General features: G+C 39.2%; 19 protein-coding genes and 2 riboswitches. Of the genes, 6 read left to right on the top strand and 13 right to left on the bottom strand.

The genetic code is table 11. The annotated features are described in order from the left end of the window. Window positions 1-12: 12 nt before the first annotated feature. The 6 genes from AC6CHV_RS18645 to AC6CHV_RS18620 form a co-directional block, all read right to left on the bottom strand. Window positions 13-1,179, bottom strand: coding sequence for an acetyl-CoA C-acyltransferase (locus tag AC6CHV_RS18645; RefSeq protein ID WP_498079457.1), 1,167 nt, complete (start codon window positions 1,177-1,179; stop codon window positions 13-15). 24 nt (window positions 1,180-1,203) lie between these two features. Further along, window positions 1,204-2,532: a metabolite/H+ symporter gene (locus AC6CHV_RS18640; RefSeq protein WP_498079456.1), complete on the bottom strand. Its 1,329-nt coding sequence runs from the start codon at window positions 2,530-2,532 to the stop codon at window positions 1,204-1,206. Between the two features lie 49 nt (window positions 2,533-2,581). Further along, complete coding sequence (locus AC6CHV_RS18635; protein WP_341332798.1) at window positions 2,582-3,001, bottom strand: Zn-ribbon domain-containing OB-fold protein; 420 nt, start codon at window positions 2,999-3,001, stop codon at window positions 2,582-2,584. Continuing rightward, window positions 2,998-4,164: a thiolase family protein gene (locus AC6CHV_RS18630; protein ID WP_341332799.1), complete on the bottom strand. Its 1,167-nt coding sequence runs from the start codon at window positions 4,162-4,164 to the stop codon at window positions 2,998-3,000. The genes AC6CHV_RS18635 and AC6CHV_RS18630 overlap by 4 nt, the downstream gene beginning before the upstream one ends. After that, complete coding sequence (locus tag AC6CHV_RS18625) at window positions 4,164-6,128, bottom strand: acetoacetate--CoA ligase (protein ID WP_498079455.1); 1,965 nt, start codon at window positions 6,126-6,128, stop codon at window positions 4,164-4,166. The genes AC6CHV_RS18630 and AC6CHV_RS18625 overlap by 1 nt, the downstream gene beginning before the upstream one ends. A gap of 125 nt (window positions 6,129-6,253) precedes the next feature. After that, entirely contained in the window at window positions 6,254-8,053 is a 1,800-nt protein-coding gene (locus tag AC6CHV_RS18620) for an aminotransferase class V-fold PLP-dependent enzyme (protein WP_498079454.1), read from the bottom strand. Window positions 8,054-8,150: 97 nt separating this feature from the next. Then, window positions 8,151-8,262, bottom strand: a riboswitch (SAM riboswitch). Between the two features lie 704 nt (window positions 8,263-8,966). Beyond that, window positions 8,967-9,072: riboswitch (SAM riboswitch) on the bottom strand. Window positions 9,073-9,383: 311 nt separating this feature from the next. On the opposite strand from AC6CHV_RS18620, the gene AC6CHV_RS18615 reads away from it, so the two are divergent. The 5 genes from AC6CHV_RS18615 to AC6CHV_RS18595 all read left to right on the top strand — a co-directional run bounded on the left by AC6CHV_RS18615 (window position 9,384) and on the right by AC6CHV_RS18595 (window position 15,174). Then, on the top strand, window positions 9,384-11,108 hold the full coding sequence (locus tag AC6CHV_RS18615) for a histidine kinase (RefSeq protein WP_498079453.1): 1,725 nt from the start codon (window positions 9,384-9,386) through the stop codon (window positions 11,106-11,108). A 1-nt stretch (window position 11,109) separates the two neighbouring features. Continuing rightward, a complete protein-coding gene (locus AC6CHV_RS18610) occupies window positions 11,110-11,895 on the top strand; it encodes a response regulator transcription factor (protein ID WP_341332803.1) in 786 nt (261 codons plus the stop codon). A 110-nt stretch (window positions 11,896-12,005) separates the two neighbouring features. Continuing rightward, complete coding sequence (locus AC6CHV_RS18605; RefSeq protein ID WP_498079452.1) at window positions 12,006-13,313, top strand: extracellular solute-binding protein; 1,308 nt, start codon at window positions 12,006-12,008, stop codon at window positions 13,311-13,313. A 75-nt stretch (window positions 13,314-13,388) separates the two neighbouring features. Next, on the top strand, window positions 13,389-14,267 hold the full coding sequence (locus tag AC6CHV_RS18600) for a carbohydrate ABC transporter permease (RefSeq protein ID WP_440273765.1): 879 nt from the start codon (window positions 13,389-13,391) through the stop codon (window positions 14,265-14,267). A gap of 16 nt (window positions 14,268-14,283) precedes the next feature. Next, the gene (locus AC6CHV_RS18595) at window positions 14,284-15,174 is read left to right on the top strand and encodes an ABC transporter permease subunit (protein WP_498079451.1); all 891 of its coding nucleotides are present in this window, start codon (window positions 14,284-14,286) and stop codon (window positions 15,172-15,174) included. Window positions 15,175-16,397: 1,223 nt separating this feature from the next. Here the strand turns inward: AC6CHV_RS18595 and AC6CHV_RS18590 are convergent. The 4 genes from AC6CHV_RS18590 to xylA form a co-directional block, all read right to left on the bottom strand. Next, window positions 16,398-17,021, bottom strand: coding sequence for a DUF624 domain-containing protein (locus tag AC6CHV_RS18590; RefSeq protein WP_498079450.1), 624 nt, complete (start codon window positions 17,019-17,021; stop codon window positions 16,398-16,400). Window positions 17,022-17,266: 245 nt separating this feature from the next. Beyond that, complete coding sequence (locus AC6CHV_RS18585) at window positions 17,267-18,250, bottom strand: aldo/keto reductase (RefSeq protein WP_498079449.1); 984 nt, start codon at window positions 18,248-18,250, stop codon at window positions 17,267-17,269. Between the two features lie 203 nt (window positions 18,251-18,453). Further along, window positions 18,454-19,953 (bottom strand): xylulokinase, encoded by a 1,500-nt coding sequence (gene xylB, locus AC6CHV_RS18580; protein ID WP_498079448.1) that lies wholly within the window; start codon window positions 19,951-19,953, stop codon window positions 18,454-18,456. 69 nt (window positions 19,954-20,022) lie between these two features. After that, window positions 20,023-21,345, bottom strand: coding sequence for a xylose isomerase (xylA, locus tag AC6CHV_RS18575; RefSeq protein WP_341332810.1), 1,323 nt, complete (start codon window positions 21,343-21,345; stop codon window positions 20,023-20,025). A gap of 277 nt (window positions 21,346-21,622) precedes the next feature. Here xylA and AC6CHV_RS18570 point away from each other — a divergent pair, with 277 nt between their 5' ends. Next, window positions 21,623-22,759 (top strand): ROK family transcriptional regulator, encoded by a 1,137-nt coding sequence (locus tag AC6CHV_RS18570; protein WP_341333584.1) that lies wholly within the window; start codon window positions 21,623-21,625, stop codon window positions 22,757-22,759. A gap of 92 nt (window positions 22,760-22,851) precedes the next feature. On the opposite strand, the gene AC6CHV_RS18565 is transcribed toward AC6CHV_RS18570, so the two are convergent. The 3 genes from AC6CHV_RS18565 to AC6CHV_RS18555 form a co-directional block, all read right to left on the bottom strand. After that, window positions 22,852-23,841, bottom strand: coding sequence for a family 43 glycosylhydrolase (locus tag AC6CHV_RS18565; RefSeq protein ID WP_498079447.1), 990 nt, complete (start codon window positions 23,839-23,841; stop codon window positions 22,852-22,854). 155 nt (window positions 23,842-23,996) lie between these two features. Beyond that, entirely contained in the window at window positions 23,997-24,665 is a 669-nt protein-coding gene (locus AC6CHV_RS18560) for a P-II family nitrogen regulator (protein WP_341332812.1), read from the bottom strand. Further along, window positions 24,655-26,145, bottom strand: a complete 1,491-nt coding sequence (locus AC6CHV_RS18555) for a DUF1538 domain-containing protein (protein ID WP_341332813.1) — start codon at window positions 26,143-26,145, stop codon at window positions 24,655-24,657. The genes AC6CHV_RS18560 and AC6CHV_RS18555 overlap by 11 nt, the downstream gene beginning before the upstream one ends. Between the last annotated feature and the right edge of the window lie 68 nt (window positions 26,146-26,213).

Below are 26,213 nucleotides of genomic sequence, written 5' to 3'. Positions count from 1 at the left end.
TATTATGAAATACTATTCTACTTCTATTAAGACGGCTGCTCCTTGACCTCCACCGCCACACATTGAAGCAATGCCTCGGCCGCCGCCACGTCGTTTAAGTTCTCGAGCGAGTGTTAATACAAGCCTGAATCCACTAGCACCTAGAGGATGACCAAGTGCTATTGCTCCTCCGTTCACGTTAACGACATCTGAAGGAAGCCCGAGCTCTTGCTGACTAGCTATCACAACACTTGCAAAAGCTTCATTAATTTCAAACAAATCAATATCTGAAAGTCGTAAATTTGTACGTTCCAATAAAGCCCGTATCGCATTTGCCGGCTGGAGGTGCAATGATGGATCTGGCCCTGCCACAAATAACCAGTCAACAATGGTTGCTAGCGGTGACTTACCTATTTTTTCACATGTGTCTAAACTAGAAATTAGGCCAGCACTCGCACCATCTGACATCGGACTGGCGTTTCCAGGAGTAATGGTTCCCCCTTCCTCAAATGCCGGGGAAAGCTTTTGTAGCTTGTCAATAGAGGTTTGAGGACGAATACATTCATCCTCGGTATAAAGTTGGCCCGAAACATTAACTCCAACTATTTCATCCTTATAAACTCCATTATTTTGTGCACGAGCTGCCCGTAGTTGTGAGTGTAGAGCAAATTCGTCTTGTTCTTCTCTGCTAATTTGTAATTCACGATTTGTACGTTCAGATAACCCGCCCATTGATTGATCTGAAAGCGCACACCATAAACCGTCATTCAAGGTATCATAGAATTCAATAGCACCCATTTTAACTTCTCGTCTAAGGTTAGATACGTGTGGTGCATTCGTCATGGATTCGAATCCCCCAACAACAAATAGGTCCCCTTCTCCTCTTTCTACACGGCGAGCAGCGTCAGATACTGCTGCTAAACTAGCAATACAAACGCTGTTTAATGTCAAGGCGGGAGTATGTATCCCAACCCCAGCTTGATAAGCAACTTGACGCGCAGGGTTTTGACCTTGCCCAGCCTGTATGACTTGACCTAGTATAACGCCATCTGCATTAGCCGTTTCAGGAACTCGGCGAACGAGCTCCGAAACTACCGCAACACCTAGTTCAGTTGCTGTATTCATGCTTAAACTTCCCTTAAACCGTCCAATAGGAGTACGAACTCCATCAATTAATACAGTTTTTTTCAACGAAATCACCCATCCTTTTTTGAAACTACTAAATTACTGGGTTAGTGAATCACGGTACGTTTCCCGTGCAAATAACGTTGCAACAATGCTTATCACACCTAATGAGACTAAATATAGAATAATTGGTAAGCTTTGCCCATTATATTTTGCTAGTAACCAAGTCGCAATTAGAGGGGAAAATCCACCTGCTAGGATAGCTCCAATTTGGTAACCAATGGATGCTCCACTTAAACGAACCTTTGACCCAAAAAGCTCAGAGTAGTATACTGCCTGAGGGCCGTAGACAGAGTCATGTATGACATTCAATCCAAGCACGATTCCTATTGTGATCCAAAGTACTGACCCTGTGTCCATCAGCGCGAAAAATGGAAAAATGAAAAGCGTCGTCGCTATTGTTCCACCCAAATAGACAGGTTTACGGCCAATCTTATCTGATAAATAGGACCATAGTGGCATGGTCACAAAACCAACTGCCGAAGAAATCATAACTGCATTTAGACCAATAGATCGGTCAACATTAACCGTTCCTACTAAATAGGTTAGAACAAATACAGAATAGATATAAAATGTTCCGTTTTGAACTAATTTCATACCAATCGTTAAGAATAATGGTTTTTTCTGGCTACGTAGTACGGTGAGCACAGGTTTTTCTTCTAACTGTTTCTTTTCTGCCAAATCCTCAAATACAGGCGACTCGCTGACTCTTAAGCGAATCCAAAGTCCAATGATGACAAGTATTGCACTTAGTAAAAAAGGAATACGCCAGCCCCAGGCAAGGAAAGCTTCATTTGACATATTGTTATTTACCATCGAGAACACGAAGGTGGATAAGAGAAGACCAGCAGGAACTCCCATCTGTGGAAAACTACCGTATAATCCCCGTTTTCCTTTTGGAGCATGCTCGACAGCCATTACTACAGCTGAGCCCCACTCTCCTCCAACGGCAAATCCCTGGACAATTCGTAGAAGACTTATTAATAGTGGTGCCATCAATCCGATTGTTTGATAGGATGGTATCAGCCCCATTAAGAATGTTGCTATTCCCATTAATAATAGTGAAAGTGTAAGCATTTTTTTCCGACCAACTTTATCGCCGAAATGTCCAAATACCATACTTCCTAAGGGCCGTGCGATAAATCCTGCGGCATATGACCCAAAGGCCGCTAATGTCCCGTATAGAGGGTCGAAAGTTGGAAAAAACAATGCTGGAAATACTAAAGCAGCAGCTGTACCGTATAAATAGAAATCATACCATTCAATTGTTGTACCAATAAAGCTAGCCAAACCGACCTTGCGATGTTCTTTAGAAAAACCTTTTTTCTCGGTATTTATATCCTCCTGAATTACTGGAGCTGTAGACATCGACTTTCCTCCCTTTTTACGCTGGTGTAATATGACTTAATGCTATTTTTCATTCCTTACTTTCGAAAAATGGCAACCACACATCATTGCATTTTATATATTTGACTTTCAGCGGCTGCCCAATTTTTAATTTTTGATCAGAATCAACTAAAAGATGTGTCAGCATCGATGGGCCTTCTTCTAGTTCAACAATCCCTAATACATAAGGTGTAACTTCTGCCCATCCAGGATGGCCAGGTCTGTGTACAATGCTCCATGTCTTTAATGTTCCTTCTCCTGAAGCTGGTTTCCATTCTAACTGGTCACTCCAACAATGCGGACAATGGGAACGAGGATAAAATACCCATTCACCACAATCACAGCATTTCTGCAAAATAAATTCCTTACGAGCTACTGCATCCCAGAACGGCTTAGTGATAGGTGTTATTGTTGGTCCTGGGACCGTTAAATTTTCAAATTTCTCTATCATAATTCCACCCCCAAGACCAGAGCAGCAGCTTCACTCAATGTAGCTCCATTCCCTGTTATCAGAGCATGACGGGCATTTGGAATTTGTCGCAAATCTGCTTCATGTCGCAATTGATGAACAGCTTCAATAATATGGGACATTCCACCAGCAAGATCTGCCTGACCAAATCCTAATTGTCCCCCGTGCGTGTTAAGTGGCCAATCCCCATCATGACCGAATGAATGCTCTTTCATCCATGAACCAAATCTTCCAGGTGCACATAGACCAGCATTTTCTAATGTTTGTGCAACTACACTCGTATAGCAATCATAGATAGAAAGTAAATCCATGTTTTGAACGGATAAACCTGCTTGTTCCAATGCCCTTGGGATCGCATAGCTTAGTGGAGCATTTTCCAAGGAAGGGGCTTGGCTGACGGCTCTATGAGTGATTTTTTCACCCGCCCCTAGTAAATAAACTGGAGGATGTCCTCCCTTAGAGGCATTTTTGGCAGAGGTAACAACGACAGCTGCGCCACCTGCTACAGGCATAACGATTTCAAATAAATGCAAGGGATCCACAATTAGCGGTGAATTCAACACGTCCTCTACTGAGGCTGGTTTTCCGTATGTAATGGCTTTAGGGTTGAGCTGCGCATTTTTTCGTGCCCAATGAGCAATGAGTGCAAAATCTTCTTGTGTTGATCCATACTCGGCCATGTGCCGTTGCTTTAACAGCGCATAAGAAGTGTTTGCGCCAGAAGCACCAAATGGAACATCAAATTCACGAATTGGATTACGATTTGGTGAACGTAAAGCTTTTCCTTTTTCATTGATATTGGCAAGCACACATACAACTGTTTCACACATTCCCGCTTCTATTGCAGCCACCGCTCTCCATATCATTCCCGCACCGGTAGCACCTCCAAGATCAACTACATTTGACATTGTCGGCTCAAGACCAAGGTATTCCGCAACAGTAGCTGGCACATGCTGCGGAGTTTCGCCTACTTGGGGGCCAACTAATAAACCATCTACCTCGTCTTTTTCAATTCCGGCATCTTGAATGGCCAGCCTTACTGACTCGGCAATTAATCCAAGAGTTGTCACACCCTCGCTATAACGGACTGGAGTAAGTTCTCCAATCCCTATAATTGCACCTTTCGGAACTTGGAGTTTACCCATTATACTAAACTCCTTTCGGACAAGCTGCTATATTCCTCTAGGCACGCTGGGTTGGCAAGTGAACCCCTATTCTTTATTGGCTGTCCAAGAACAGTTGAACGTACTGCCCCCTCTACCTTCTTGCCGTTAATTGTATAAGGAATCTCTTTGACACCGTATATACGCCTTGGCACATGCCGCGGTGAAGCTTTTTCCCTAATTTCCTTACGAATCTGAATCGCTAATGTTTTATCCAGTGATCCATCCTCGGTGACGACACACAGTGCAATCTCCTCATCATTATCAACAGGGTAGCCAAACACGATTGAGTCCTGTACCTGAGGAAGCTGCTCCACAACTCGGTAAATTTCAGCAGTTCCAATCCGGACACCCCCAGGATTAAGCGTCGTATCAGCTCTTCCATAAATAACTAACGTTTGCTCTATTGTTTGCTCAGCGAAGTCACCATGTGACCATATACCAGGACGTTCAGCAAAATAGGCGGAAAAATAGCGCTCATCTCCGTCCTCTCCCCAGAATGTGATTGGCATACTAGGAAAAGCCTTTGTACACACTAACTCCCCTTTTTCATTGATTACGGATACACCTCTTTCATCGAGGACATCTACTGCCATCCCCAGTGCTTTACAGGTAATTTCCCCGCGTCTCACTGGATGTATAGGAGAACCCATCACAAAGCAGCCAATGATTTCGGTACCACCTGAAATCGAAGCCAACATGATATCCTGTTTAATATCGCTATAAATCCAATCATATTGTTCCGCCGATAAAGGTGCTCCACAAGAAAGAACACTGCGTAAAGATGAGAGGTTGTGTCTCTGACCAACCTGATAATCTGACTTCGCCAAGGTGTCTAAATACTTAGGACTCGTTCCGAAATGCGTAAGCCCAATCTCTTCTGCAATCTCCCAAAGAATCCCTATATTCGCCTTAGGTATTGGTGACCCGTCATAAAGAAGAATGGCAGCACCGCTTGCTAATCCAGATAGCAGCCAAGGATACATCATCCATGCTGTATTGGTGTACCAAAACAAGACATCTCCAGCTTTTAAATCACAATGTAACTGATGTTCCTTTAAGTGTTGAATTAATGTACCTCCGACTGAATGAACAATGGCCTTTGGCAGCCCAGTAGTCCCCGAAGTATAAAGGATGTAAAGTGGATGATTGAATGGAACTCGTGTAAATTCCAGATGGGATGATTCATTTTGACATAGCTCTTGCCAGCTCATCACTTTCGTTTCTTGATTAATCGATATATCTGCACTCTCAGATAAAGTCACAATAGCGGAAACATCGTTCAGTACCTCACTTACAGCGGAGATGTTATCTCGAATATCATAAGACTTTCCGTTATATTGATAATCCAAAGTTGCAATTAATACTTTTGGATGAACTTGCCCAATCCGATCGATAATCCCCTTTGGACCAAAGTCAGGAGAGCATGATGTCCAAACAGCACCTAATGAAGTGGTTGCCAATAAGGCTACGAATGCTTCAATTCTATTTGTTACAACTCCAGCAACACGATCACCAGCACTTACTCCCAAACTCTTTAACCCAGACTGGGCACGTGCCACCCTATTACGCAATTCTCCCATTGTGATTGTTTGAGAGACGCCGTTTTCATCTGATTCAATAACTGCGGTTTGCTGATCGTCACCACGTAAAATATTTTCTGCAAAATTTAATCTAGAATCAGGAAACCATTGTGTACCTAGCATTCCACCATCGCTTGGAGGAACTACGACTCTATCTCCTTTATCTCCAATAACTTTTGCAAAGTCCCATACCGCTGACCAGAATGATTCAGGTTGAGCGACTGACCAGCGATGAAAACGTTCATAGGGTAGGAGTGGAAAACCGACCTCTTGTGAAAACTTCACCAAATTCGACTGTGAGACCCAAGTTTCACTCGGCTCCCATAGAACCTTGGATTCTAGTAAACTGTGTTGTGTTGTCATTATCTATTCCTCCCTCATACTAAGAGAAGCATTATTCTAAGCACACACCCATCCCTTAGTTCATATTTTAATAGTTTCTCTTTACAATCATCCCCTACCTATAGAGGTAGGGGAAATCTTCACAATTATATTTCACAAGCATACGTAACAATAGCACCTCTGAGACGTTGTGCCTCCTTATAGGTACATCTGTTTTGTACTACCTCAAGTCCTGCCTCTTTCGCAACTTCCACTGCCCTTGGGGAAATAACACCTTCTTGTAACCAGAATACTTTTGGTTGAATCTTTGCTGCTTCAGCTGCAACTCCAATAGCTGCCTCAGGACTACGGAATACTTGAACGATATCTACCTTTACCGGAATAGATGTTAAATCTGGATATGCCTGTTCACCGAGTACTTCTGTTTCCCTTGGATTAACCGGGATAATTTTATAACCTAGACGCTGCATTTTCCGTGCAAGTCTGTAGCTTGGGCGAGCTGGATTACCACTTAGACCAACAACGGCAATTGTTTTTGCACGCTGAACTTCTTTCCCTTCAACTTCTTCACGAATAAATGTTGATTGCAGTGCCCAGCGTATTACTCCCTCATCGTTAACCGCTGTTTCTCCTTTTTGCTCACCTTTTGATGAAATGCCTGTCGCTTCATAAAAAGCCTGGTCCAAGTCATTAACTAAATCACGGTATGATTCAATACCAACCGATAAACGGATTAATTCTTCACTTACTCCTGTTTGTACTAACTCTTCCGCACTTAACTGCTGATGAGTTGTTGATGCTGGGTGAATAATAAGTGACTTGGCGTCGCCAACATTTGCTACATGTGACCATAGTGCAATGTTATTAATTACTTTCTTACCGGTTTCTCTTCCACCCTTAATGCCAAAGTTTACGATAGAGCCATATCCCGAACGCAAATATTTAGTAGCTAGTTCATGTGCTGGATGCTCTTCAAGACCAGGGTATGAAACCCAATCAACCGCAGGATGGTCATTTAAGAATTTTGCGACTTTCAGTGCATTTTCATTATGTTTTTCGATTCTTAGGTGTAATGTTTCAAGACCCTGTATCAATAGGAACGCACTATGTGGGCTTAATGAAGAACCAAAATCTCTTAAAAGCTGAACTCTAAGTTTGGTACTAAATGCTAAAGTTCCAAATTCATTTGCATACTTAATTCCGTTATAACTCTGATCTGGCTCTGTAAAGCCTGGGAACTTTTCACTGTTCCAATTAAAACGGCCTCCATCAACGACTAACCCACCAATTGTCGTTCCATGTCCACCTATCCACTTTGTTGCGGAGTGAACCACTATATCAGCACCATATTGGATTGGTTTACAAACATATGGAGAAGCAAATGTATTATCTATAATGAGTGGTACTCCATTTTCATGTGCAATCGCTGATACTGCTTCAATATCTAAAACATGCAAGCTTGGGTTTCCAATCGTTTCTGCAAATACGGCCTTTGTTTTCGGTGTTATAGCTTTTCTAAAATTCTCAGGATCTGTTGGATCAACGAAATGAGTCTTGATTCCATATTTCGGAAGCGTAACAGCGAAAAGATTGTAAGTTCCGCCATATAAGTTGGAAGCTGCTACGATTTCGTCTCCTGCTTGTGCGACGTTCATAATGGATAGAGCAATTGCGGCCATTCCTGAAGATGTTGCTACAGCTGCGACACCATCCTCCAACAACGCGATTCGTTTCTCAAGCACATCAACAGTCGGGTTACCGATTCTAGAATAAATATTACCTGACTCATCAAGACTAAATAGACTTTGAGCATGATCTGTATTATGAAAGACGAAAGAACTCGTTTGATATATTGGTACTGCACGTGAACCAGTTGTAGGATCTGGGGATTGACCACCATGTAAAAGTATCGTTTCATCATCATAAGTTTCATATTGTTTTGTCATTGTTTAAACCTCCAAGTTCAATTTTCTGCAAGTTTGCTAGATAAGTTTTTATTTTATGTAAATAAAAAGCCCCCTCAAAATAAGAAGAGGGGGCCTCAACTTATCTTTCAGATGTACACACATCTGCAGGAATTAGCACCTTTTCAAGTTTTCACTTGAAGGTTGCTGGACTTCATCGGGCCTGTTCCCTCAGTCTCTCTGGATAAGAATTTTATTCAAATGACGTATTAACGCTTTAATCCTTCATTAATATAAAGTATTATAGAATACTTTATTTTTTCAGTCAATATATTTTTTAGAAAAATATATCTATTTCTAAGATTTTTTCTATTTGATTAACCGTTGGAAAGTGCTCCTTCTTCCAATTTAAAATAAGGCTCTTTTCTAAAAGATTGTTGCTTTTATTTGTAGGGTGATTTCCGCTTCTGGTACTCGCTTTCCGCGGGCGATCCGCAAGCCTCCTCAACAAAATGTGGAGGAGGCTTGCACAGAAACGAGAAAATTGGCCGACTAAAGCGCCACGTCCTGTGGCGGAGTCGGCACTAGCACGTCGTGTACGTCGGAGACTCCGACAAAGAGGCGTTTTTTGCCTCTGAAGGGGGAGTTGAAATTTCTCGAGTCTCTAGCCGCTGCAACTGGACAAGTCGCTATGTCACTGCGGGGTCTCACCTGGCTCGCTATTCCCGCGGGACCTTGAATTGCTTCCTCGAAACTACACCGCACGAAGAAAATGCAAGCATTTTCGAGGATCCCGTACCATCCACTGAAATAATTAATTGGACAATAATATATCCCTTGCATAATCGGATCAAAAAGCAACAAAGTTTACGAAAATAGCCTAAAATAAAAACCCCTTCTGAAAGACCAGAAGGGGCGCAAGAATTTACAATAATAATATTTGCATTCGTCCACCTTCTCATCTCCGGAATAAAAATACTCCTCTGAACTTGGCACCGGGCATTCAAATGCTGGTTGCCGAGGCTTCGTAGGGTCAGTCCCTCCACCTCTCTTGATAAGAAGAATTGCATTATTTAACTTTAGTTGTAATGTTAAACATTTTAGATAATTTAGTCAATGGTTTTTTTATAGATGATAAAAAATTTTTTTATTGTTTCATATATTTATTTAAAACAACTATAGAGCACTAGAGCAAGGTTTCACCATAACTTAGTCTAACCGATAAACAAGCATTTTCAATTCCCTTAACAAATGATAAAATGGCACTAGTTCTTAGTTCCTGTGTTTTAAAACTATAACATCCCTCTCGATGATAACGGTTACAAATATACAAGATTATGAAACTAATGACAAAATAGAAAGGCGAAAGCCCATGATCAAAAAATTTAAAAAATGGAACACATTACGAAATCAGATCTTATTTATCTTCTTATTTGTCATGATTATCGTTCTTTTGATTGTAGGTCTATTAACATTAAGACAGGTCTCTACTCTTTTAAAAAGCAATGCAGAAAAACAAATCCGCCAGGTTGCGATTGAGGCAAACGGTAGAATGGAATCTTTATACGAACAAATTAATATGTCGTCAAAGCTCGTCATTACGGACGAGGGCGTTCAAAAAGCCCTAACAAAAATGTTTGATGGAAAAGAAATCTCCTTCCAGGAACGTCAACAATTAATGGGACATGTAAACCGTATTATGGGGAATACAGATGGCATCTTTTCATTTCAAATCTTTTCTGGGGAACAACAACGTGTTATTCCCCTAGATGAAGACTTATTAAAAAATCGGATAGAGAAGAAATGGATTGAAAAAGCTAGGCTTGCAAAGGGTGGAATGGTTTGGATAGGAGATGACCCGCAAGATAAAAACAATTTCCTAGCCATACGTAGGATTAGTTTAATCGAGCGCAGATTTATACATGGCGGTTACCTTTTAATAAGTATAAACCGTGACCATTTTCAATTTCCAGTATCAAACAACCAATACTCCATTCTTTTGGACGAAAACGATCAGCCAATTGTTCAAAATTACAATGGAGATCTCTCAAAAATTCTTTCAAGTCCTAAGGGTACTGTTCAACTCGACGAAGGCGACTATATTGTAACAAAGGAAACTTCCAAACTTACAGGCTGGACCGTCCTAATATTAACGCCCATTAGTGAACTTACAAAAGGGCTAGCTGGAATTCGGACAGGGATCATTTTATCTGGTGTAGCTGGTGCAATCATTTTTATGATTTTTTCCTTATTTCTTTCAACTGTCATTACAAGACCGATTGTCCACTTAACAAAAACAATGCAGCGTGCTGGCCAAGGTGCTCTAACTTTGAATCCAGATGTTTCATCTGTAAATGAGATCAATGAGCTAAACAGTACCTACAATCAACTAGTAAAGGAAACAAATCACCTAATCCGAATGGTCTATCAAAAGGAAATTTTACGAAGTAGAAGCGAATTAAAAGCTCTACAAGCACAAATCAATCCGCATTTTCTCTTCAATACCTTGGATGCCCTTCATTGGTCACTTGAAGAAAAAAATGAAGATGAGTTATCCGAAGTCGTCATTGCAATGTCTGATTTATTTCGATACACCATTACAAAAGAAACAGATGATGATTGGGTATTTTTAAAGGAAGAAATTAAACATATTAGTGACTACATGGAAATTATGAAAATGCGTTTTGGTGATCGATTGAAATGGAAGGTCTCTGTTCCACAGCAATTTGAACATATTCGAATACCAAAACTCATCATTCAACCACTTGTTGAAAATGCAATCTTACACGGGGCTGGGAATAAGGTCGGTGATAGTCTTGTAACTGTATCCATTGAATCAGTTAAAACTGATAGAATTAGAATATCTGTTCAGGACGACGGTCCAGGAATGGACCAAGATCGAATCAATCAAATATCTGAATCTATGAAAACTGGCAGTGTGGCTTCAACAAGGGGTAAAGGCATTGCCATTTCAAATGTATATAAACGATTAAAACTCTATTACAACGAGAATTTGCATCCCGAACTTTTAATTGAAAGTGAGCCAGATAAAGGAACACGAATTTCATTTGAAATTCCAATAAATGGGGGGAATTAAAATGTTTTTCAAAAATATCGTGATTGTTGATGATGAACCAAGAACTAGGCAGGGCTTGCAAAGGACGTTGGAAAATTGGAATAATGGTGAATTTAATATCCTCACTGCTCAAAGCGGTGAGGAAGTGTTACAAATTGCAGAAAATCAAAAGATTCATATATTACTTTCCGATATACGTATGCCTGAAATGACAGGACTTCAGCTATTAAAAACAATAAAAGAAAAAGGAATGTCACCAGTCGTTATTGTTATATCCGCTTACTCAGAGTTTGAGTATGCCCAAGAGGCGCTCCGTCTTGGAGTCGTGAACTATCTTTTAAAGCCAATTAGCAAATCTAAGTTACTTGACGCGGTTGAAGAAGCGATTCAAATTTTGGAAAATCAGTTCAGAGTAGGAATGATTGAGAAAGTTGTCGATAAAAAAATCATTGATGCCTCAACGAAAATGGATACAACAACAGATACAATTCGTGAGGCTATTACCTACATTGATCGTCACATCAAGGATGATATTAGCCAAAAAGACGTTGCAGCTCATGTGCATTTAAACCCTAGTTACTTTAGCGTGTTATTTAAAGAGGAAGTAAAATTAAATTTTAGTGAGTATGTGACACGACGTAGAATTCAACGTGCAAAAGAATTTCTCCTTTCTACCAATCATACCATCAATGAAATTGCTGAAGAAGTTGGCTATAAAACAGCTAAGTATTTTATTAAGATTTTTAAAGAGTATGAAGGAATGACACCTACCACATATCGAAAAACAAGAAGTGAAAGGGCTTTCTAAAAATAGTAGTATTTTTCCCAATCATCGTTCCCTTTTTTGAAGATTCCCATGATGGTAGACTTTAAGTGTAAGGCAAAGAGGGTAAGACAAATTAAGGGGGTTTTTGATTAATGAAAAAGAAAGCGTTTGCTACTGTGATGTCAATGGCATTAGCTGGTGGTTTAATCTTAGGAGGATGTTCTTCATCAGATGAAACCGCTAAAGATTCCAGTGGATCTAGCAGTGATAAAACCGTTGTAAAAATGATGCACTTATGGCCAGAAGGTAGCTCCAATGCGCAGTTTACAATAGTAGATGATATTATCAAGGCTTATGAAGAAGAGAACCCAGATGTAGACATTCAAACTGAAATTTTAGGTAACGAGCAATACAAAGAGAAAATAAAAGTATTGTCAGCTTCAAACGAACTTCCTGACGTAGGTATTACTTGGGCTGCTGGTTACATGAAGCCTTTTGTTGATGGAAATATGTTCGCTCCACTTGATGATATTGTTGAAAAAGATAAGTTCGTAGCTGGCACTTTGGATGCCTTCTCAGTTGAAGAAAAACCATATGCTTTACCTTTAGAATTAAACATTACTCCAGTTTACTACAATAAGGAAATCTTTGAAAAATATAATTTAGAAGCTCCAAAAACATATGATGAGTTCTTAAATGTTGTTGAAACACTTGTTGATAACGGCGTTACCCCTATCACTTTAGGTAACAAAGACCGTTGGACTGGCTCTATGTGGTACATGTACCTTGCAGATAGAATCGGAGGGCCTGAAAGCTTAAATAATGCAATCAATCGTACAGGTAGCTTTGAAGATCCAGCACTTGTAAAAGCTGCTGAGGAAATCGAAAACCTTGTAAATATGAATGCATTTGTTAAAGGATTTAATGGTCTTTCAAATGATGAAGCAAAAGGATACTTCATGAATGAACAAGCAGCTATGTACTTAATGGCAACTTGGGAACTACCAAACTATACAACATCACCTGATGTCGATCAAGAATTCAAAGATAAAATTGGGTACTTTAAATTCCCGACCTATGAAGGTGGCAAAGGTGACATTGATAGCTACGTAGGTGGTCCTGGTGTTGGTTTATTCGTTTCTGAACAATCAAAAGTAAAAGATGAAGCAAAAGAATTTGTTTCTTACCTTGTTGATGAGTGGGGCAAGCGTTCAGTTGTTGATGCTGGTGTAATCCCTGCAACAGTTGTTGATACATCTGCTGGCGACCTTCACCCAATGTACATTGACATTCTTAACGATTTAGGAAATGCTTCAAACTTAACACTTTATGCAGATGTTCAAATGTCTGCTGGCGTGGCTGATGTTCACTTAAATCAAATTCAGGCATTATTTGGCGGACAAACAACTCCAGAAGAATTTACAAAAACACAAGAGGAAGCTCTTGCTGCCGAAAAATAATTGTGGCTTAAAGAGAGAGGGCATATTGCTTGTAATATGCCCTCTTCTTCATAGAAAGGAAGGGGCAAAACCATTATGAAAACTGTGATGTCGAATAAGTTCGTTATCGCCCTTTATACACTCCCTGCTTTACTTCTCATTCTAGTCCTTATTTATATTCCAATTGCTTTATCAGGTTACTACGGTCTCATGGATTGGGACGGAATAGGTGAAATGACATTTATCGGATTAGATAACTACATTACTTTAATTCAGGATAAATTATTCTGGTCAAGTACCTGGCACTCATTTTTACTAGCAATCTTTTCAACAGCTAGCTTACTTTTATATTTAGCTATTTCACTTGTTTTAGCTAGCAAAATCAAAGGTTCTGACCTTTTGCGAAAAATTTATTTAATACCAATGCTATTATCTTCTGTTGCGATTGCCCAACTATGGATGAAAATTTTTGACCCTACTAACGGTATGGCAAACAAATTGCTTGAGTTCTTTGGAGTCGAAAACACACCCATCTGGTTAGCAGACCCAAAGATTGCACTGTATGCAATCTTCATCCCAATCATTTGGCAGTACGCAGGATTTTACATTTTGATCTATTATGCAGCTTTGAAAAATGTTCCTGACGAAGTCATCGAAGCAGCAAAAATCGATGGGGCTAGCCCATTTCAAATTGCCTATAAAATCAAACTTCCACTCATCTCTGGAGTTTTCAAGGTAACAATCATGCTAGCAGTTGTGGGTTCATTGAAATACTTCGATTTAATCTATGTAATGACCGGAGGAGGTCCAAACGGTGCAAGTGAAGTGATGGCCTCATATATGTACAAAGAAGCCTTCAAATTAAACAACTTCGGTTACGGTAGTGCAATTGGCTTTGGCCTATTAGTGATCTGTCTTCTTATGACATGGTTAACATCACAATTAACGAAATCTAAAGACGATGTTCAATTTTAAGGGGGAGTGATTCAAAATGAGTGAGGTTCGTATACAACAAGTTACACCAAACCTTTCCACACAAAAGCCTAGAAAATCCTTCTTGAACAAGATTGGATTTGGATTTCTATATCTCTTACTAGGTACTTTTGCAATTATTCAAATCTATCCATTGGTTTGGTTGGTGTTCTTTTCCTTAAAAACCAATAAAGAAGTTTTCGGTATGTCTCCCTTCTCTTTACCACAAAGCCCGCAATGGGAAAACTATACGAAAGCTTGGACTTCCGGAAATATCGGTGTCTACTTCTTTAATAGCGTATGGATTACTGTATTATCAGTTGTCCTAACGATTATTCTTGCTAGCTTTGTAACATTCGCAGTAACACGAATGAACTGGAAACTAAGCGGCCCTGTTCTTGGATTATTCTTAGTCGCCTATATGATTCCGTTACATTCTACTCTAATTCCACTGTTTAAAATGTACAACAGTGCAAATTTAATTGATAATCCATTATCAATCGTATTATCCTATACGGCATTTAACTTGCCATTAACTATCATGATTTTACTTGGGTTTTATAAGACATTCCCTCGCGAAATCGAAGAAGCTGCGGTTATGGACGGATGCTCAGTACATCGAATCTTCTTCCAAATTACGCTACCAATGACGGTTCCTGTATTATCTACAACCGCCATAATCAACATGATTTACAACTGGAACGAATTTGTGTTTGTAAATACATTCATCAGTTCTGATAAGTGGAAGACACTAACTGTCGGAATCAATAACTTCGTCGGTCAATATTTAACAGACTGGGGCGCAATCGGTGCAACACTTGTTATCAGTATCGTGCCAATTCTACTCGCCTTCTTATTCTTAAGTGATAAGATCGTTGAAGGAATGGCAGCTGGTTCTGTGAAAGGATAAGGTTATGAGTAAGAACCACCGCTTGGGATTGGGGCCATCGCAACAAACATGCCACAATCTGCAGCCAGAAATATGAATGGCCAATAGGCTTGGTTTGGAGTCAAACAATAAGAGACAGATAGGAAAGCTTCTACTTGAATCTTCCTATCTGTCTTTTTGTAATTGGGGAAATTGAGGGATTTAGAATTTGGAGTTTGGAGTTTGGAGTTTGGAGTTTGGAGCTTGGAGCTTGGAGTTGATATGGTAGGGTTTGGGGCCGGCAAAGGTTTTAACACTATTGAGCAATCTTAAGTTGGCTGTTCTTTATTAAAACTCTTTCTTAGGTAGTCCATTCGGTTGGGACTTCATGATCCCTATGAAGAACGTTATCTATTAATCTACTTACAGGTTGACCTTCATAAACTTGGCTTCTTTTCCTCTTCATCGATGCGATGAAGAGGATTCAGTATCAATCCAAAGCTCCTTTTCCCCTTCATCGATACCATGAAGAGGATTCAGCTTATGTTTAATGCTCCTTTTCCCCTTCATCGACTCTATGAAGAGGGTTCACCTTCTGTTTGGCGCTTCTTTTCCCTTTCATCGACACCATGAAGAGGACTCAACTTCTGTTCGACGCTCCTTTTCCCCTTCATCGACGCTATGAAGAGGATTCAACTTCTGTTCGACGCTCCTTTTCCCCTTCATTGACGCCATGAAGAGGATTCAGCTTCTGTTCGACGCTTCTTTTCCCCTTCATCGACTCTATGAAGAGGATTCGGCTTCTGTCCAACGCTTCTTTTCCCCTTCATTAACTCTATGAAGAGGATTCGGCTTCTGTCCAACGCTTCTTTTCCTCTTCATCGACGCGATGAAGAGGATTCAGTATCAATCCAAAGCTTCTTTTCCCCTTCATCGGCGCTATGAAGAGGATTCGGATTCTGTTCGACGCTCCTTTTCCTCTTCATTGACGCGATGAAGAGGATTCGGCTTCTGTCCAACGCTTCTTTTCCTCTTCATCGACGCTATGAAGAGGATTCAGTATCAATCCAAAGCTTCTTTTCCCCTTCATCGGCGCTATGAAGAGGATTCAGCTTATGTTCGACGCTCCTTTTCCCCTTCATTGACCCCATGAAGAGGATTCAGTATCAGTCCAAAGATACTTCTCCCCTACATCAACCCTTGAAAAGTAATTAGAACCTCTGGGATTCAGAATGGCTTTCTGATCCGCAATATAACTTCTTTACTTAACCTAAGCTTTCCTTCTTCCGTTCCATCTTTTGAAAAGTACGGTAGCATGCAGCCATGATGATTGCTGCAGATAGGCTCCCCCCGAAGAAAAAGCCCAATCCAGGGATATATTTTATGACAAAGAATACCATTACCAAACTAATAACCATCACAACATTTTCAAGTGGGTTAATGAGCATTAACAAAAATGAGTTTTTAATCATATGGACAATCTTAAGTTCATAGTGAACAAACACCGGAAATATGTACAACAACGTCATTACTGCTGCAAAAATAAACAAATAAATTGGGATTTGAATTACGCGAACAAAACTTCCACCTAAATTCCTTACAAAAAACAAGTCAAGTATTATCAAGACTCCAACCACTACAATGATCAACCCTAGACCGTTACTTTTTATAAACTCAGCTTTATAGGTACTCCAAAAGGTACCAAAGACTGGAATATCAGTATCTCCCATTAACCATTTGCGAACAACCGCAAACATGGCCACCGTTGCTGGAAAGAATCCCAAAGCAACTAGTCCCACTAACGAGAATCCAATCCAAAGTAGATTTAGATACGCGAATTTTGAAATCCACAATGTAGCCGCATAGGCTCGGTTTGCTGTTTTACTCATCAAATCCCTCCGACGTCGACAAATACAAAATTATTTTGATATGAAATTTTATCACACTCTACTCTTAAAATCCTTTCATAGCGCTCAACAACAAGTAACAAATCAAATTCCTAACAAGCTTCCGAACCACTTTAACTGATGATTGTAATGTTTCCTCATGTAATAACAAATATATCACTCTCTCACGCTTCCAAATAAAAACTCGAATCATATGTCCATAAAAAAGAACGAGACTAGCTCGTTCTTTAATATGCTCCTCTGATAAAATCTTTTACATTTTCATGATAGAAACGCAGAATTTGTTCTGCTTCTTCGTTTGTAAATGATTTTTCTTCAAGAGATGCCAGGTTATTTTGAACTTGTTTTACATTTTTAAAGCCAGGAATTATACATGTTATTTCTTTTTGGTCTAATATCCAACGTAGAGCTGCACTTGCCATCGAGTTACGTCCATTTGCGATCCACTTTAACTGGTCCGCAAGTTCAACACCCTTTTTAAAACCAAGTCCGGCAAATGTTTCCCCAACATTAAATGCTTCCCCATTTTCATTAAAACGTCGGTGGTCATCCTCTTCAAAGACATGATTAGAGGTGAATTTACCAGTAAGCAGTCCGCTAGCAAGTGGCAATCTCACAAGTAGTCCGACTCCTTTATTGTAGGCCTCAGGAATTAACTCATCCAACGGCTTTTGGCGGAACATATTAAAAATAATTTGCAAGCTCTTTACATTTGGATTCTCCAAACAAATAAGACCTTCCTCAACTGTTTCTACACTTACCCCATAATGACGAACTTTCCCTTCGAGTTGCAAACGGTCGAGTACTTCAAAAACACTTCCATCTCGTAAAATCTCTGTAGCAGGGCAATGAATTTGATATAAATCAATCGCGTCTCGATTTAAACGACGAAGGCTGTCTTCACAATATTTGCTTACTTGTTCATAACTGTAATTTTTGGGATCAAAGATGTCACCTTGCCGGCAGAATTTAGTGGCAATATGAATCTTATCTTCCTTGCCTTTTGTTGCCTTAGCCAACAACTCTTCACTATGTCCGTCACCATACACATCGGCTGTATCAAAAAAGTTTACACCTTGATCCATTGCAAATTCCAAAGACCTTAGAGCTTCAGTATCATTCGTTTTCCCCCAAGCTCCGCCGATTGCCCAAGTACCAAAGCTCACTTCACTAATTTTTATTCCAGTGTTGCCTAATTCACGGTAATTCATTTTTATATCCCCTTTCATTGCAGCTTATCCATTAATCTTCTTATTGACTAATATTTGATAATGCCCAATTCGTATCAGATTTCACTTTTTAAAACGCTCTTCTCCCTCTGCTCCGAACTTATGTAAATGACCGAAGAATAATACTGGCCTTCAATCTGTTTCATTTAAATGGAAAGTGGGACAGGGGACCTGTCCCCGTCCCATTATTTTCTAAAGGCTCTTAGCTGTTCGTTGAGAGCTTTTGTTTGGGTATAAACTTGTTGGTAGATGGCAAATATTTTTTGGTACGCTTCCACATTTTCTGGAATTGGTTCATATGTTTTCGAAGTTTGCAGGAACGTATCCGCACATTCTTTTAATGATTCAAACCATCCACTGCCATATGCAGCAAGCATGGCTGCTCCCATTCCAGGACCTTGTTCAGATGTTAATTTCTCTATTTTCGCGTTAAAAATATCGGCCTGCATTTGTAGCCAAGCTTCGTTTTTTGAACCGCCGCCAATTGATATAATTGTATCTATCGTTTTGCCGCTATTTCTGAAGATTTCAATCGACTCGTTCAAAGAAAATGTAATTCCTTCAAGTACCGCACGGGCAAAATGCTTTCGTTCATGGGCTGCATCAATACCAATAAAGCTGCCTCGGATATTCGAATCTGCATGTGGTGTTCTTTCACCTACAATATAAGGTGTAAATAATAATCCGTTGCTACCTGAAGGCACTTCCTCGATACCCTCTAAAAATTGATCGAAAGTCTCTTCTTTTGCAAACGTATCCTTAACCCAACTCAGGCTATAACCTGCCGCAAGTGTGACACCCATCGTATAATACGTATTTTCTTCACCATGGTTAAAATAGTGAACCTTACCTTCAAAATCAAGATCATTTCGTTCCTCATAGGACAACACTACACCTGAAGTGCCTATGCTGCAGAGAGTCTTACCTTCCGACAAGATTCCTGAACCAATCGCGCCACAAGCGTTATCCGCTCCTCCAGCAAATACCTTAGTAGCCTTAGATAGTCCTGTTATCTCAGCAAATTCAGGAATTACCGTACCAACAAAGTCGTGTGACTCCACTAAAGGTGGACAAAATTCTGGCACAAGTCCAAATGCATTTAATACTTCCTTACTCCATTCACGATTTGCCACATCTAACATCAATGTCCCCGCCGCGTCTGAGTACTCCATATGAATGGCACCTGTAATTCGATAACGTAAATAATCCTTCGGAAGCATGAACAGATTGGAGCGTTCGAATATTTGCGGCTCATTTTCTTTTACCCAAAGAATTTTCGGCAATGTAAAACCTTCTAATGCAGGGTTCTTTGTTACTTCCAATAGTTGTTCCCTACCAAAAGTCTCATAGATTTGCTCACATTGCTTCGTCGTTCTTGTATCATTCCATAAAATTGCGTTTCTCAACACTTGATTTTCATTGTCTAGTAAAACTAGTCCATGCATTTGTCCAGAGAAACTAATTCCTTCAATATCATTTACGTCCCCATCGAATTGAGCAACAAGTTCTTTTAGACCTGCAGTTGTCTTTTCAACCCATTCTTCCGGATTTTGTTCACTATAACCTGATTTCTCAATTATAAGTGGATATGATTTCGATACCTCACCTGCTACTTCCCCGTTCTGATTTACAAGCAAAATTTTTACAGCGCTTGTTCCGAGGTCCACACCGATTACATATTTCATCCGTCTCATCCTTTTCTACAAAAATGTGCTGGAGTAGCATACACCCAGCACATTCTTGTTTTCTATTCATTAAGCATTTAAAGTTTCTAGTAGATATTGGTTGATTAACGCTTTTAAGCGTTCTGTTCTACCTGATGTATTTTTAATTTCAGTTAATCCAAGTGCATATGCTTCTAGCTCACGGAAGTTGGTTTTTCCTTCTACGATTTCTAAGCCAATGCCTTTCGTATAACTGCTATAGCGCTCTTCTACAAAGTTATCAAGCACTTTATCTTCGATTAGTTTATTAGCTACCTTTAAGCCAACCGCAAAAGCATCCATACCCGCAATATGTGCGTGGAAAAGATCATCTGTATCAAATGAACCTCTTCTTACTTTTGCATCAAAGTTTAGACCACCATTGCCTAGTCCACCATTTTGCAGAATTTCATACATGGCTAATGTGTTTGTATATAGGTCTGTTGGGAATTCGTCTGTATCCCAGCCAAGTAATGTATCCCCTTGGTTTGCATCAACTGAACCAAGCATACCATTAATACGAGCTGTTCTTAACTCATGCTCAAATGTATGACCAGCAAGTGTTGCGTGGTTTGCTTCAATATTGAACTTGAAGTAATCTGTTAGGTCATATTTTTGTAAGAATGCTAGACCTGTAGCTACGTCAAAATCATATTGGTGCTTAGTAGGCTCTTTTGGTTTTGGCTCAATTAAGAATGGAACATTTAATCCAATTTCCTTCGCATAATCAACGGCCATGTGGAAGAAACGAGCTAAGTTGTCCATCTCAAGCTTCATATCAGTGTTTAAAAGTGTTTCGTAACCTTCACGGCCACCCCAGAAAACATAGTTTTCTGCACCAAGTTCTTTAGCAACTTCTAATCCTTTTTTTACTTTTGCAGCAGAGTAAGCAAATACATCTGCATTTGGAGAAGTCGCAGCACCGTGTGTATAGCGTGGGTTTGTGAACATATTAGCTGTGTTCCAAAGTAATTTTACTTTGCTTGTCTTCATGTAATCTTTAATCATTGCAATAATGACATCAAGATTTTCATTCGTTTCCTTCAATGTACTACCTTCTGGAGCTACATCAACATCATGGAACGCAAAGAAAGGAACATCTAATTTTTCAAAAAGCTCAAAAGATGCTTCAACACGAGCTTTTGCTAAGTCTAAACCCTTAAGGTGATCCCAAGGACGTACTGCAGTCCCTACACCAAATGGGTCTGTTCCATCAGCAGTAAATGTATGCCAGTATGCAACAGAATAACGAAGAATTTCCTCCATTGTCTTGCCATTAATTTTTTCTTCTGGATTGTAATATTTAAATGAAAAAGGATTCGTAGATTTAGCGCCTTCATATTTAATTTTGTTAACTGAATCGAAATAAGCCATCGGGTTATTCCTCCTGGTATTTAGAAATTTTTTTTAATGCTATCAAAAGCTTGTCATCTTTAAGCAAGCTTCCATAATCAGAGTATAACACCGCTTACAAAGTTTGTCTATACAATAAACTAAGTATCTCGAAAATTATTTTACTATTATATTTATACGTACTTAATTTATCCCCCATTCCTTATATATACTGAGTTTCACATTCGTATATTCACCATACTAAGTTTTATGATAAAATAAACACAATACCAAATAAGGAGTTAAATCAGTGAGAACGATGACATGGAATCAACAGGTTGTTAAAAAAAATAATAAAGCACTCGTCCTTCAATTAATTATGGAAAACGAGCCAATTTCACGTGCAGATATTGCTCAGACTTCAGGCTTAAATAAAACAACAGTTTCAACTTTAGTTACTGAATTATTAGAGGAAGATTTAATTTTTGAATCAGGACCAGGTGTCTCTAGTGGAGGTCGACGTCCCGTGATTCTTCACTTCAATAAGGATGCAGGTTATGCAATTGGAATCGATATTGGTGTAAACTATGTGCTATCTGTCCTTACCGATTTAAAAGGGAATATTTTAATTGAAAAAAGCCAAACACTGAGCCACACTACTTATGCGTCAATCATGGATATTTTACAAAAAATGATTCAGTCGCTAATGGATGAAATGCCAAAGAGCAGGTACGGAATTGTCGGTATCGGAGTTGGTGTACCGGGAATTGTTAATAATGAGGGGTCCGTCCTGCTAGCTCCGAATCTTGGATGGAGTAATATCCAATTAAAGGAGGAGCTTGAAAAACTCTACAATGTTCCAGTTATTATCGAAAACGAAGCAAACGCCGGGGCTGTTGGTGAACAGAATTTTGGTATAGGACAAAACCACAAAAACATTCTTTATATCAGCGCTGGTATAGGAATTGGTGTCGGAATCATTGTTAACAGGGAGCTTTATAAAGGAATAAATGGATTCTCCGGTGAGATGGGACATATGATTATTGACATGAACGGTAAGCGTTGTAACTGTGGAAGTCGTGGATGCTGGGAAGCTTATGCATCAGAGCAAGCATTACTCGAAATGTCTGATGCTAGTATTAAATCACTGGAAGGGTTACTTGAGTTAGCGAAGAATGGTGACAAAAAAGCGAAGCATCTCTTTGAAGAGATTGGACACTATCTAGGACTTGGAATTAATAACATCATTAATACTTTTAACCCCGAACAGGTCATCATCGGAAATCGACTTGCATTAGCGAAAGAATGGATCGAATCACCTATCCGGAATACGATTGAAAAACACACACTCGCATTCCACCAAAACGACTTGCAACTCAATTTTTCAAAACTCGGTAAATACTCAACCTCGTTAGGTCTATCAGCCTTCGCTGTAGACAACTTTATCAAAGGTTAAGGAAACTAGCCCACGTCTCTCCCCTGCTTTTAATAGAAAGCAGGGCTTTTTTTATAAAAAAATTCGACAGGCTGTCCTGTCGAATCTCTACATTATTTATCTCCATATGGATCAATTGTTTGAATTGTTCCATCTTCATTGTATTTAAGTTCTGTAAATTTAACGCTGCGCTTATGGTTAATCCCATTTGATAAAGAGCAGTCATGGTAGAAGAGATACCACTTATTCTTAAATTGAACAATTGAATGATGGGTTGTCCAACCAATTACTGGCTTAAGAATTGTCCCCTTGAACACGAATGGTCCCTGTGGATTTTCACTGACAGCGTATACAATTTTATGTGTTGTTCCAGTTGAATAGGATAGATAATAAAGTCCATTGTATTTATGAACCCACGGTCCTTCAAAATAACGACGGTCTTCATCACCTGCTAATATTGGGTTTCCATTCTCGTCAACAATTGAAATTTCCTTTGGTTCACTTTTAAAAGTAAGCATATCATCATTTAATTCCGCGAAGATCGGTCCTAATGCAGGTTCTGTAGGAGCTGGTCCTTCTGTAACCTCAGATTTAAATGAGCCCGTTTGCCATTTTTCAAGCTGACCACCCCAAAGCCCTCCGAAATACATAAAAGCGCTATCATCTTCATCTACAAAAACAGCTGGGTCGATACTAAAGCTTCCTGGTATATAATTTTCCTCTGGTGTAAAAGGTCCAGCTGGGCTATTCCCTGTCGCAACTCCAATTCTGAAAATACCTTCTTTATCACGTGCAGGAAAGTAAAAATAGTACTTGCCATTTTTGTAAGCTGCATCAGGTGCCCACATTTGCTTACTTGCCCATGGTACATCCTTTATATGAAGTACTTCCCCATGGTCTACAATAGGTCCTTCCATATCCTCCATGGATAAAACGTGGTAATCTTCCATTTTATATTGGTCCCCATTATCATTTGACGGTTCATCGTGTTCAAGGTCATGTGATGGATAAATATAAAGTTTTCCTTCAAAAACGTGTGCAGAAGGATCTGCTGTAAAAATATGTGTAACGATTGGTTCATTAGGTTTTGTGTTTTTCACCATAACAGCCTCCAGTAACTTTTATGATACCTACACATTCATTAAATCATATTCAATATACTTTGTATAGTGAAACAACTAACTTGTAATTACTTTTTTAAAAATAAAAAAGTGCCAACCCTGACTCTTCTATAACACGTCAGTGCTAGCACCTCATTTTATTTATAAATTCCGTACGTCTTTTTAACATCTTGTATAAAAATGATACCATTTCCTGGTTCATCGATTTTTATTTTTTTCCTAATTGATTCTACAATTGCATCTGTGCTTGCTGTCTCAGCTAAAATTAATACAATCTCTTTTTCAGGTTCTATTTCCATTGAAAATAGTTTACTTGTTTCATGGATTCCAGAACCTCTTGCATTCATGATTGTACCACCCTTAGAACCAGCTTCGACCGCTGCATCAATCACATCTTCGGCATTACCCTTTTCTACAATCACTGTAATCGCATGATACATTGGATTGTCTGCACCTTCCTCTTCTTTAATTTCTTCACTTTTACAGCTACTTGCTCCAACAATATGACCAACAGAAGTCGTAAATGCTATTCCATGATTAGGTTTAGAGAATTTAAATTTTTCATCAAGCTGATCTAGCGCTTGTTCCGCTACCTTATTATTCGAGACCATGATAACAATTTCTTTTCTAACGTCATTTAAAGCTAAGAATTCTAAGAGGCGATTTTTTATTGTGCCTTTTCCTAACAACACTGTTCCTCCTGATATTCCGAATTTCTTAGCTGTTTGCATGATTTTACTTCCCATACCATGATTTACAATTATGCAAACCAGTTCAAAGTCGGCTGATTCAGAATTACCCAACATTCTTCTCCAGTCCTCCTTTTTTTGATTTTAATTTAAATACATATCCTAATACCTGTAAAGCAATTAATGGTGTTAACGCGACCATTGCAATCATTCCAAATCCATCAATTAGGACATTTGCACCGTCAATTGCCTCAGCAGCACCTTGAATAAACGCTAAGATAAATGTTGCTGTCATTGGACCTGAGGCAACACCACCTGAATCAAATGCAATCCCGACAAACAGTTTTGGTACAAAATAAGTCATGGCTATCGCAATAATATAACCTGGCAGAAGATAATGCCATAACTGTAATTCGGGAATTAATATTCTTAGTATCGACAACGCGACCGCAATACCTACTCCTATAGATAAAGAAAACATGACCGTCTTTCTCGGTACATACCCACTTGTAACATCTTCTATTTGATGTGTCAACACGTGAACAGCAGGTTCTGCCAATATTGTTACAAGCCCCAAGATAAAAGCTACAATAACAAGATATGCTTTACTGTCTAAAGATGCAATACTATACCCAACTGCAGTACCTACATCCATAAATCCAGCATTCACTCCGACTAAAAACAGGACAAGTCCGATAAATGTAAATAAGAGACCCATTATAATTTTCCGTACTGCTTTTTTAGACTTTTTAAATGAGACTTTTTGAAAAATAAGAAAAAGGATTAAGATTGGTAGTAGCGCAATAATGATTTCAAACGCTATGATTGGAAATTTGTGCAAGAAAGGTCCAATAATAGAGCTTGAAACCTCATTATTTTCCAAACTTCCTGAGATTTTATCCGTTTTGGCAATGATGTTCATGATCATGACAGAGATGATCGCACCTGTAGAGGCGATTGCAACTAAACCGAAGCTATCTTTCTCTGAAGCTTTACTATCCTTTTTTAGTGTAGAAACCCCTAAGGCAAGCGCTAAAATAAAAGGAACCGTCAATGCCCCAGTCGTTGCCCCTGAAGCGTCAAATGATATGGCTAAAAATTCTGGAGAAGTGAATATGGCGAGTACAAAGATGATTAAATACAAAATGGATAACAATTTATATAAAGGAAAGTTGTAAACAATTCTTGCAAGACCCACCGCAATTAAAGCACCAATTCCAATCGAAACAATCACAACAAGACTAGCCTTAGAAATCAATCCAGATGTAACAAGGTCAACCTGTCCGGCGAGTATATGTAAATCAGGTTCGGCAATGGAGATGAAAAATCCTAGCGCTAATCCAGCTATCACCACAATCCATATTTTATTAGATTTTGCAATACTTGCCCCCATTGACTGTCCAATTGGCGTAATTCCAAGATCGACTCCAAATAAAAAGATAGACAATCCAATAATGATTAAAATCGCTCCAATGATAAAGCGAACTATTAGTGTCATATCTAAGTGAACTAAAGTAAAGTTTAGTATCAAGACAATAGCGGTAATAGGGAGAACGGCATACAAAACTTCCACAAGTTTAGAAACTAAAACATGCAATTTTAGATCATTCCTTTCTAGTAAATTTGTATTACCTAAAAAATAGAAATCTAGTATATTAATGTGGG

The organism is Ferdinandcohnia sp. GQ5, from assembly GCF_059759275.1.
This window is presented reverse-complemented; position numbering and strand designations above follow the sequence as displayed.

Excerpts from the sequence above, each read along its gene's own strand:
- AC6CHV_RS18640 (WP_498079456.1), bottom strand. The coding sequence starts at position 2,532 with ATGTCTACAGCTCCAGTAATTCAGGAGGATATAAATACCGAGAAAAAA.
- AC6CHV_RS18635 (WP_341332798.1), bottom strand. The coding sequence starts at position 3,001 with ATGATAGAGAAATTTGAAAATTTAACGGTCCCAGGACCAACAATAACA.
- AC6CHV_RS18630 (WP_341332799.1), bottom strand. The coding sequence starts at position 4,164 with ATGGGTAAACTCCAAGTTCCGAAAGGTGCAATTATAGGGATTGGAGAA.
- AC6CHV_RS18625 (WP_498079455.1), bottom strand. The coding sequence starts at position 6,128 with ATGACAACACAACACAGTTTACTAGAATCCAAGGTTCTATGGGAGCCG.
- AC6CHV_RS18620 (WP_498079454.1), bottom strand. The coding sequence starts at position 8,053 with ATGACAAAACAATATGAAACTTATGATGATGAAACGATACTTTTACAT.
- AC6CHV_RS18615 (WP_498079453.1), top strand. The coding sequence starts at position 9,384 with ATGATCAAAAAATTTAAAAAATGGAACACATTACGAAATCAGATCTTA.
- AC6CHV_RS18610 (WP_341332803.1), top strand. The coding sequence starts at position 11,110 with ATGTTTTTCAAAAATATCGTGATTGTTGATGATGAACCAAGAACTAGG.
- AC6CHV_RS18605 (WP_498079452.1), top strand. The coding sequence starts at position 12,006 with ATGAAAAAGAAAGCGTTTGCTACTGTGATGTCAATGGCATTAGCTGGT.
- AC6CHV_RS18600 (WP_440273765.1), top strand. The coding sequence starts at position 13,389 with ATGAAAACTGTGATGTCGAATAAGTTCGTTATCGCCCTTTATACACTC.
- AC6CHV_RS18595 (WP_498079451.1), top strand. The coding sequence starts at position 14,284 with ATGAGTGAGGTTCGTATACAACAAGTTACACCAAACCTTTCCACACAA.
- AC6CHV_RS18590 (WP_498079450.1), bottom strand. The coding sequence starts at position 17,021 with ATGAGTAAAACAGCAAACCGAGCCTATGCGGCTACATTGTGGATTTCA.
- AC6CHV_RS18585 (WP_498079449.1), bottom strand. The coding sequence starts at position 18,250 with ATGAATTACCGTGAATTAGGCAACACTGGAATAAAAATTAGTGAAGTG.
- xylB (WP_498079448.1), bottom strand. The coding sequence starts at position 19,953 with ATGAAATATGTAATCGGTGTGGACCTCGGAACAAGCGCTGTAAAAATT.
- xylA (WP_341332810.1), bottom strand. The coding sequence starts at position 21,345 with ATGGCTTATTTCGATTCAGTTAACAAAATTAAATATGAAGGCGCTAAA.
- AC6CHV_RS18570 (WP_341333584.1), top strand. The coding sequence starts at position 21,623 with ATGACATGGAATCAACAGGTTGTTAAAAAAAATAATAAAGCACTCGTC.
- AC6CHV_RS18565 (WP_498079447.1), bottom strand. The coding sequence starts at position 23,841 with ATGGTGAAAAACACAAAACCTAATGAACCAATCGTTACACATATTTTT.
- AC6CHV_RS18560 (WP_341332812.1), bottom strand. The coding sequence starts at position 24,665 with ATGTTGGGTAATTCTGAATCAGCCGACTTTGAACTGGTTTGCATAATT.